The 9,036-nt window shown below is 47.2% G+C and carries 8 protein-coding genes; 2 read left to right on the top strand and 6 right to left on the bottom strand.

All coding sequences use genetic code 11. The annotated features are described in order from the left end of the window. Nucleotides 1-297 precede the first annotated feature (297 nt). From OEM52_11525 to OEM52_11510, 4 genes are all read right to left on the bottom strand, one after another. On the bottom strand, nucleotides 298-621 hold the full coding sequence (locus tag OEM52_11525; protein MDK9700765.1) for an ATP-dependent Clp protease adaptor ClpS: 324 nt from the start codon (nucleotides 619-621) through the stop codon (nucleotides 298-300). Between the two features lie 13 nt (nucleotides 622-634). After that, on the bottom strand, nucleotides 635-1,042 hold the full coding sequence (locus OEM52_11520) for a bacteriohemerythrin (GenBank protein MDK9700764.1): 408 nt from the start codon (nucleotides 1,040-1,042) through the stop codon (nucleotides 635-637). Between the two features lie 109 nt (nucleotides 1,043-1,151). Then, entirely contained in the window at nucleotides 1,152-1,559 is a 408-nt protein-coding gene (locus OEM52_11515; protein MDK9700763.1) for a bacteriohemerythrin, read from the bottom strand. A gap of 51 nt (nucleotides 1,560-1,610) precedes the next feature. Then, nucleotides 1,611-2,330, bottom strand: a complete 720-nt coding sequence (locus OEM52_11510) for a hypothetical protein (GenBank protein ID MDK9700762.1) — start codon at nucleotides 2,328-2,330, stop codon at nucleotides 1,611-1,613. A 443-nt stretch (nucleotides 2,331-2,773) separates the two neighbouring features. Here OEM52_11510 and OEM52_11505 point away from each other — a divergent pair, with 443 nt between their 5' ends. Continuing rightward, complete coding sequence (locus tag OEM52_11505) at nucleotides 2,774-6,130, top strand: PDZ domain-containing protein (GenBank protein ID MDK9700761.1); 3,357 nt, start codon at nucleotides 2,774-2,776, stop codon at nucleotides 6,128-6,130. Between the two features lie 205 nt (nucleotides 6,131-6,335). Further along, nucleotides 6,336-7,622 carry a tyrosine--tRNA ligase gene (gene tyrS / locus OEM52_11500; protein ID MDK9700760.1) on the top strand — a complete coding sequence of 429 codons (1,287 nt, stop codon included), beginning with the start codon at nucleotides 6,336-6,338 and terminating at the stop codon, nucleotides 7,620-7,622. A gap of 172 nt (nucleotides 7,623-7,794) precedes the next feature. On the opposite strand, the gene OEM52_11495 is transcribed toward tyrS, so the two are convergent. Further along, nucleotides 7,795-8,655 (bottom strand): DUF4435 domain-containing protein, encoded by an 861-nt coding sequence (locus tag OEM52_11495; GenBank protein ID MDK9700759.1) that lies wholly within the window; start codon nucleotides 8,653-8,655, stop codon nucleotides 7,795-7,797. Then, the coding region (locus OEM52_11490) for an ATP-binding protein (GenBank protein MDK9700758.1) at nucleotides 8,655-9,036 on the bottom strand (382 nt) is incomplete at its 5' end. The genes OEM52_11490 and OEM52_11495, both read right to left, overlap by 1 nt.

Below are 9,036 nucleotides of genomic sequence, written 5' to 3'. Positions count from 1 at the left end.
TTGGATTTTCCAACCGTGAAAGACACGTTACACCCGAGCTGTCTTGGGCGAAGGCAGAGATTGGCAGAGTAAAAAGAAGAATACCGAGGATAAGAAAAACGAGTAAGCGATTCATGGCTCCTCCGGCCATTGGTGGTTATATACAAGAACGGAAGAATATCATTGAATGTCAAGGGTATTTTAACAAATACTCAAAATTCTGGTGTTTGTGATTATGGAACATAAACAACTTCCGGTTGGGCAGGAAGTTCGTAAGTGCATTCAAATTGTTTAAATAAAACAAGTTGTGTGAAGTGATTACGAGCCGACTTGGACTTCGACCCGCAGCGAGATTTTCCGGAGAATTTCGGCAACCGTCAGGCACTCGATGAGCGCACCGGCAAATGCGATGGCTTTGCCCTTGGTGTGGACTTCCCAAGCAGTTTGTAGTCCCGTTTCCGGACTGCATCCGGTCGCCAGCATCAATTGGAAAACCACTTCGGCAAAGGTGTGTACTTCATCGTCGAACAAGACGACTTGCGAGGGTATATCCGTCCCCTCCCCCGGTAATGCGGGAGAGGTTTCGGCGAGTATCGTTGGTTTCCGGCGTGGAATACCGGAAGAATCGTCTGGTCTCATCATAATTAGAATCGGTTTAGGATAATCCTTTCGCAAGAAAATGCTCAGTGTACTTTTTGTCCACGCCCTCGATGTGTTGCATCAACCAGTCTTTCAACATATTCATCACATCCAAGGTTAGGAATTTGTTCCCGGCTTGAAACTTCGCATGCAAATCGGCAATTTTTTTCTTTAGTACATCATGCTCGAATTTGTGGGCAGCAAGATCGGGATACCCATACTTCGCCATCAATTGCTCCTCGTAATCGAGATGCATTTTTCCATAATTCACTACTTCAAGCAATACCGAACCGATAACATCGGCACCTTTTCCACCAACCATTGCATCATGGAGTCGATTGATGATATCCACCCATTTTTTGTGCTGATTGTCGATTTGCTGAATCTTAACCGAAAATCGGTCGCTCCACTGAATAATCGCCATAGCCCCTAACTCCTGGGAATCAAAAGTACGTACGTGAAAACAAAACAAGGCAACCCAAACTCCGAAGCAAGTTCGTCACCCGTGAAAACTGATCTACCAACTTGCCGCGTTATTGTACGCCGCGCGCCACCAAATGGGAAGAGTACTTTTTGTCGACCCCTTCGATGTGTTGCAACAGCCAGTCTTTCAACATGTTCATCACATCCAGAGTGAGGAACTTATTGCCCGCCTGATACTTCTGATACACTTCGTGGATGCGTTTACGCAAAACATCGTGCTGCAGTTTATGGGCAGCTAAATCAGGGTAGCTGTGTTGGGTTAAAAGCTTCTCTTCAAAATCCAAGTGCATTTTGGAGTAGTTCACCATCTCCAGCAACACTGCCCCAATGACTTCATTACCTTTTCCTGCTGCCATTGCCTCGTGCAACCGATTGACGATATCGATCCACTTTTTATGTTGTTGATCGATCTGTGGAATACTTACCGAGAATCGCTCATTCCAAGTAATCAGCGCCATTGCTGACCCCCCAAATTCAGGTTCATCGAAAAAGAGTTGTTACTAACAGAGTTACCGTTGTTCCCAGCGCTTTCGCAGCCGGGCAAACGTATCTTCCAATACCGGTGCCAAATGTTCCGGGGTGTCGGTCACTTCCGGCATATTCGGGAGTACCGCGAACGGTACTTTGTGGCCGCGGATATCGATATAACCATCCAATTTTCCACCGGAGATTGCTTCCCAATCGTTCTCTTTGTAGTAGTAATCCATCTTCTCTTGGGGTAGTGAATGGTGGAGAATCGAACCCTCTTCCCCGGGTCGGGCACGGCGTTTGTTTTTCCGTGAAGATTCTTCAAAGCTTACGGAAATGTAAACAATCGCGGCATTCTCTAATGCGCGATCGGACAGGTGCTCATACGCTTCCATGAAAGCATTCTTACCGCCGCGGGCAAATTCAAAAATCGCGGTGTGCTGCTTCAAGAAATTCGCGTCTTTCGCAACCGATAACTCGAGTTGGAATGACATTTTCCGAATTAAGAAATTCCAGTACTCGTGTTCGAGAAAGTAATAGTTGGAATCGGTTACCAATCGTTTCAAACCCATTTTCTCACGGACATCATCGTCTTGAAAATCTTCCCACAAATAGAGGAAATCATCGAACTCGACAAACGGCGCAACGCCGAACCGAATAAGACGTTCGGTGTCGGTTGACTTTTTCAGAAAATCGATTACTTCACTTTTACCGGCGGCCGGTCTGCCATTTAAAATGATGAGGGGGAAATGTTGTGACATGGTTACTCCTAACTTACATAGCTACAAGGTACTATCGAATCGATACCCGGTTCAAACCGAGAAGTAATTGCTAAGCATATGTTTAAGCCAATCCGGTTCCCGAGGGTTTTCGACCCAGTAGAAGATGGATACTACTGTTTAATGTCAAGAACCGGGCACCGAAACACCTAATACGTTCAAAGACAAGACTATACTCCGCGAGCCCACAGCGATTTCAGGCATGATTGTTACTTAAAATGTAATATCAACCCATCCACTGTCGATTGTCCTATGAACTGGAGATAAAACCTTTCCAATGGGGAATACAGGTAGTTGTGTATGGTTTGACATAAAACCTCTACTTTCGGTGAATTTACGCAATCCCTTTCCTACTGCAACCGTTCCGCCTATTTTAACGTCTAAGCAAGTATCATCTAACATTCAATCAGGAGAAAGTAACACCCATGCGACGTATCTCCCTACTATTCGCGCTTCTCATAACGGCAGCGCTGTTTGCCGTTACACTTGCGCAAACCTTACCCGACGGCTTCTATCGTTATCCGTCGATCGGTAATGGTAAAATCGTTTTCGCTTCCGAAGGCGATCTCTGGATGGTTCCGGCTTCTGGCGGTGTCGCAATGCGGCTCACTGCTTTTGAAGGAGAAGAACGATTTCCGAAAATCTCACCTGACGGAAAGTGGATTGCCTTTACTGCACAGTACGAAGGCAACGACGATGTTTATTTAATTCCCATCACTGGCGGTGAACCGAAACGAATGACTTGGCACCCAATGCCGGATCAGGCAATCGGTTGGACGCGCGATGGAAAAATTCTGTTCCGCAGCCGTCGCGACACGCCGCATGGCGATTACCGGCTCTTTACGTTACCAGTCGAAGGCGGCATCGCCGAGATGATTCCGCTAGAACCAGCAGCTTGGATTAGCTGGGAACCCAACGGAAAACGGGTCGCCTATCAGAAGATTGGCTTAGAATTCCATAACTGGAAACGTTACAAGGGTGGCGAAGCCGAAGACCTTTGGATTGGTACAATCGATCCCGTCAAATTTGAATGGGTCACCAAAGATTATCCCGGAAAAGACGCCTTCCCGATGTGGCATACCGATGGGAAAATCTATTTCGTTACCGACCGTTGGGGACGTCCCAATTTGGCATCGATGGATCCCGATGGAAAGAATCTCAAACGATTAACCGAATTTGTCGATTACGATGTCCGTTGGCCGTTCATGGGCGATGGTAAAATCGTGTATCAACATGGAATGGATGTCTGGGTGTACGATGTCGCAACCGGTAAAAACGAACAAGTATCGATCCAACTACCGAGCGACCGGATTCAAGTCCGCGAACGGTTTGTCGATGCCAATGAATACCTCAATGGGTATACGCTTTCGTGGGATGGCGAGCGAATCGCATTGGAAACTCGCGGCGATTTCTTTACCGCACGCACCAAGAAAAAAGGTCTGATTCGCCGCATCACCGACAATAGCTCGGTGCGGGTAAAGTTCCCCGACTTTTCGCCGGACGGTAAGTGGATTTCATCTTGGACTGAAGTCGATGGCGAAGAACAATTAGTGTTATACTCTTCCGATAACAGCGCGCCATCGAAGCAACTTGGCAGTGTCGCGCCCGGCTGGTTCTTCCCGGCGTTGTGGTCGCCCGACGGCAAGAAACTGGTTTATACCGATGAAAAATTACGGCTGTGGATTGTCGATGCGGAAAGCGGCAACCGTACGAAGTGCGACAGCGCGAATTATGAAATCCGCGATTATAAGTGGTCGCCTGACAGCCGATACGTCGCTTATGGTTATCCCCTCGAAACCGGATACAATCAAATCCGGATTTACGACGCGACCACAAAATCGGTTCACGATGTAACAGATCCGATGTACAATGCATACTCGCCTGATTGGGATCCGCAAGGGAAGTATCTCTTCTTCTTGATGGATCACCATATCAATCCGTTCCTCGATAAATTCGATGCCCGTTTTATCATTGATGAAGCGACCTTGCCGTTTGCTGTAGCCCTGCAAAAAGATGGAAAACTTCTCTTCGCACCGCGCAGCGATATGACGACGGATGAAGAGAAGAAAGAGATGGAGAAGGAAAAAGAGAAGTGGAATAAAGACGACGAGAAGGGCGATAAAAAAGGGAAAGGGAAAGACGATAAGAAGGACGATGAAAAGAAAGTCGAACCGATTAAAATCGATTTCGATGGTCTGGGAACTCGTATCGTCCAGATTCCAGTGAAACCGGGCAACTTTTACGGTTTGGCCGCGGTCGAAGGGAAATTGCACTGGATCGCCGTCGAAAACAACGGCATGATGCCTGCCGGAAATCCCGGTGACGATGAGGAAGATGGTTGGAATGGCGGGAAACTTCTCACCTATGACATCGGTGGGGAAAAACTGTCGACCCTGTCTGATGGGGTTATGAGTTACACAGTTTCCGGTGACAAGAAAGTACTCGTCTATCATACCGACGGCGGTTTCTATCGGGTGGAAGCCGGTGCGATGAGCGCCCCGAAGGATGATGACGCGAAGGATATGCGCATCGACTTATCGGGTTGGTCGCTAAAAATCGACCCGCGGAAAGAGTGGCGGCAAATCTTCCGCGAAGCGTGGCGGATGCAGCGCGACTTCTTCTACGACAAGGACATGCACGGTGTGGATTGGAATGGCGTGTGGAAACAGTATTCCGTGTTGCTCGACCGGGCGACGACCCGCGACGACATCAACGATATGATCGGTGAAATGATTGGTGAGCTTTCGACCGGACACACCTATGTTTGGGGCGGCGACGTGAAGCGTGGTCGCTTCGTCGGTACCGGTATGCTCGGCGCTGACATGAAATATGACGCCGGTTCCGGATTTTGGCAGATTCAAAAAATCTATGCCGGGAATTATCCGACCGAAGATTGGTCTTCACCGCTTGCCCGCGCCGATTACAACGTCAAACCGGGCACTTGGCTGGTTGCCGTCGATGGTAAACCGCTCGTGAAAGGGGAAGACTATCTCAAACGGTTCGCGAATCGTGCTGGTCAATTGGTCGAATTATCGGTGAACGAAAAAGCTTCACTCGATGGCGCGCGCCGCATCGTCGTAAAATTGCTTGGCGGCGAATCGCTCTGCCGTTATCAAACCTGGGTGAATGAATGCCGGGAATACGTCAGCAAAAAGAGTGGCGGTAAGATTGGTTACATCCATCTCTACGATATGGGCGGTCGCGGTCTCCAATCGTTCTCACGGGAATATTATCCGCAATCGTATAAGCAGGGTCTCATCATGGACGACCGGTGGAATCACGGCGGCTTTGTCGCGCCGATGATTCTCTCGCACCTCGGCCGTGGTCTGCTCGAGTTCGGTAAGCCGCGGTATGGCGCACCGTACACGAATCCATGGGGATTATTTATCGGTCACCAGATTTGCTTGATCAACCGGCAGGGTGGCAGCGATTGCGAAACCTTTGCCAATGGTTTCCAAGAACTGAAACTCGGCCCGGTGGTTGGAATGCGGACGTGGGGCGGCCTCGTTGGCATTCGCAGCAATAAGGGTACTCGCGATGGTGGTATGACCACCCAACCGGAATTTGGCTACTGGACACCGAAAGGTGATAAATGGGTGGTGGAAGGACACGGCGTTGATCCCGATGTTCTACTCGACCTTGACCCAACTGGTTTCCTTGATGGGAAAGATGAGCAGCTCGACTATGCCATCGATTACTTGAACAATAAGATTGCGAAGGAGCCGCGAAAGTTTGCGCCACCGCCACCGATCATTCCCCGACCGTTGGTGCCAGTGAAGTAGGTTTTGTATTCCGTAGGTCGGACATTCTTGTCTGACGACATCAACATAAAACAGGGGCGTAACCATACGCCCCTGTTTTTTGTGTAGCCGCGACATACCTGAAGCAAATTTTCGGGCGAACGTGGGAGTCCGCCCCTACCCGACGTTGTGTTCCCACCCACAATACCCTATTTTGCTATCCGATAACCGAAAGTAGGTCGAGAAAATGAGTACGCGAACAGGATTTGAGGAGTTGCAGGCGCGCGGTTTCGTTTCGCAAGTGACGAATGAAACGGCGATCCGGGAATTGTTTACGAAGCCGCCGGTTTCGTTCTATGTCGGCTTCGATCCCACGGCAACCAGTATGCACATTGGTAACATGGTTCCGATTTGCGCCATGGCGCACTTGCAGCGTTGCGGCAACCGTCCGGTGATTCTGGTCGGCGGCGCGACCGGCATGATTGGCGATCCCTCGGGACGGACGAGCGAGCGGGTATTACTCACCCTTGACAAAGTTGCAGAAAATCTTGCCAGTATCCGCACCCAGTTCGAGCGATTCTTCTCTTTCGAGGGGCCGAATGCCGCGATCATCGTCAACAATTACGACTGGACGAGTAAATTTTCCTACATCGATTGGCTACGCGACGTCGGTAAGAATTTCACTATCAATTACATGCTGCAAAAAAAATCGGTGAAGATGCGGCTGGACGACCGCGAGCAAGGGCTCTCATACACCGAATTCAGTTACATGCTGTTGCAGGCATATGATTTTCTCCATCTCTACGATCATGAGAAATGTCAATTGCAATGCGGCGCCGACGATCAATGGGGCAATATCACTGCCGGCACCGATTTGATTCGCCGGATGCGCGGTGTGGAGGCGTATGGCATCACGTTTCCGTTGTTATTGACGTCGGAAGGGGAGAAGCTCGGGAAATCGACCGGCGGCGGTTCGGTATGGCTCGATCCCAAGCAGACGAGTCCCTACCACTTCTATCAGTACTGGATTCAAGTACCCGATGCCGACGTTGGCCGGATGATGAAGATGTTTACGTTCCTCTCGGTGGAAGAGATCGATGAGATCGTTGCCGAACATCTTGCCGCGCCGGAGAAGCGGTATGGACAGATTCGACTCGCGACGGAAGTGACCCGCACCGTGCATGGCGAGGAGGGGCTCCAGAAGGCGCAACTCGCAACCGATGTGCTGTTCGGAAAACCCATCGCAGGATTAAACGACGACGATCTCGCCGGGATTTTTGCCGATGTGCCGGCATTCACGTTGGCGCGTTCGCGGCTGGATGAGGGACTCTCGATCATCGATCTCGCGGTGGAGGCGGGGGCGTACCCATCGAAAGGGGAAGCCCGGCGCGCGATTACGTCTGGCGGTTGTTATTTGAATAATCACCGGGTGAGCGATGTAGCGAAGAAAGTGACGAGTGAGGATTTGATTGCAACTGCGACGATGATTCTCCGCACCGGCAAGAAGAATTATTTCTTGATTAGGGTGAAGTAGGGGTTCGATTTATCGAACCCGATTGGAGGTTGGGCACTCTTGCCTGACAAGAAGCGTTGGTAGGCGCGGGCTTCAGCCCGCGTTTTCCGATTTATTACGCAGGCTAAAGCCTGCGGCTACCAGACTAATATAGAATACTATAGTTGAGTAAGATAAAAGATAAAAAGATGATTTAAGTTTTGAAAAGATCACATGTATTTTCGATTTCCCATTTTTTTGCACAAGAATATAATTTTGTTTTTTTAAATTCTTCAAAATCATATGCTAAACGTAGTACACTTTCTAGTTGTTCGGTTTCAACAGCAGCATGTTGTTTGCTACCTATTGCTGACCGAAGGCTGATTGACAATATTGCAATAAAGTCATGACCACAACATATTTGATATGGATCATACTTTTGATTTTTTAACTCCTTCAATAATTTTTTTATAATTATCTCTACTTTTAAGTAAGGGTTCTTTGATTGAGATAGTACGCTTCTCACAAAAGTTTCAACATTAAATAATAAATTCTTTTTATCTATAATCCTGTCAAATTCAAGATCTTCAAATTTCAATCGCAAATCTTCTATCACAGACATTAAACGCAACACACCAACTACTTTTGCCAAATCAAACAATAATTCTCTTACGTCATTTTTTCCATTTCTTATACACATCCTTTCGGCCTTATCCTCAGAAACAAATTCTTTCATGAAGTGATCGAATGAACTCGATTTTATTATCATCATCTCAACATCATGACAATCTGTTTGTAAAATATTAGTATTTGTATTAATCTTTTTACCTGTGCAATTATTAAAATCTGCATCGATAATTGCAAGAATTTTTCTTTCTTTTGCACTATTCAATATATCTACGGCATCAAAAAGATTTTGTTTTCCCCAAGCTGGAAATACTGGTATATCGGACGAATGTAAAAACTTTCTAAAAATCTTTATATCCTTTGTCCCTTCTGTGATCAATACACTTCCCTTCCAAATGTCTCTTGTGAGAATTATCTCATTCGCTAACATATCACCAGTATATTCCATTATTTATCTTCCTCATCATCAGCAAGTTTGACCATTAAATCACGCCTATCGCTAATGATTGTTGGTGAGTGAGTTGCAATCAAAAAGTCTAGATTAGCCAATTTTGATATTTTACTGATATCGGAAAGAAACTGCCTTTGCCAACTTACGTGTAGAGATAACTCTGGCTCATCTATAAATATTAATGAATTGGCTTTTGTTTTAAAAAGTAGTTGGTATGCAAGCACAAGCTCATGTTGTTCTCCTGATGAGAGTTTGCTAGGTGGGACACAAGAAGCCTCATGATTTGATCTAATGATAAAGCCCTTATCTTTATCTATCTCAAAAGATTTATAGAGAAATCTTGAATTTATTATATTTTTAAATAACTCTATTCTAACT

The sequence above is a fragment of the bacterium genome (assembly GCA_030247525.1).
Taxonomy (GTDB): domain Bacteria; phylum Electryoneota; class JAOADG01; order JAOADG01; family JAOADG01; genus JAOTSC01.
Note: the sequence above shows the minus strand (reverse complement) of the source record. Positions and strands in the feature narration are given on the sequence as shown.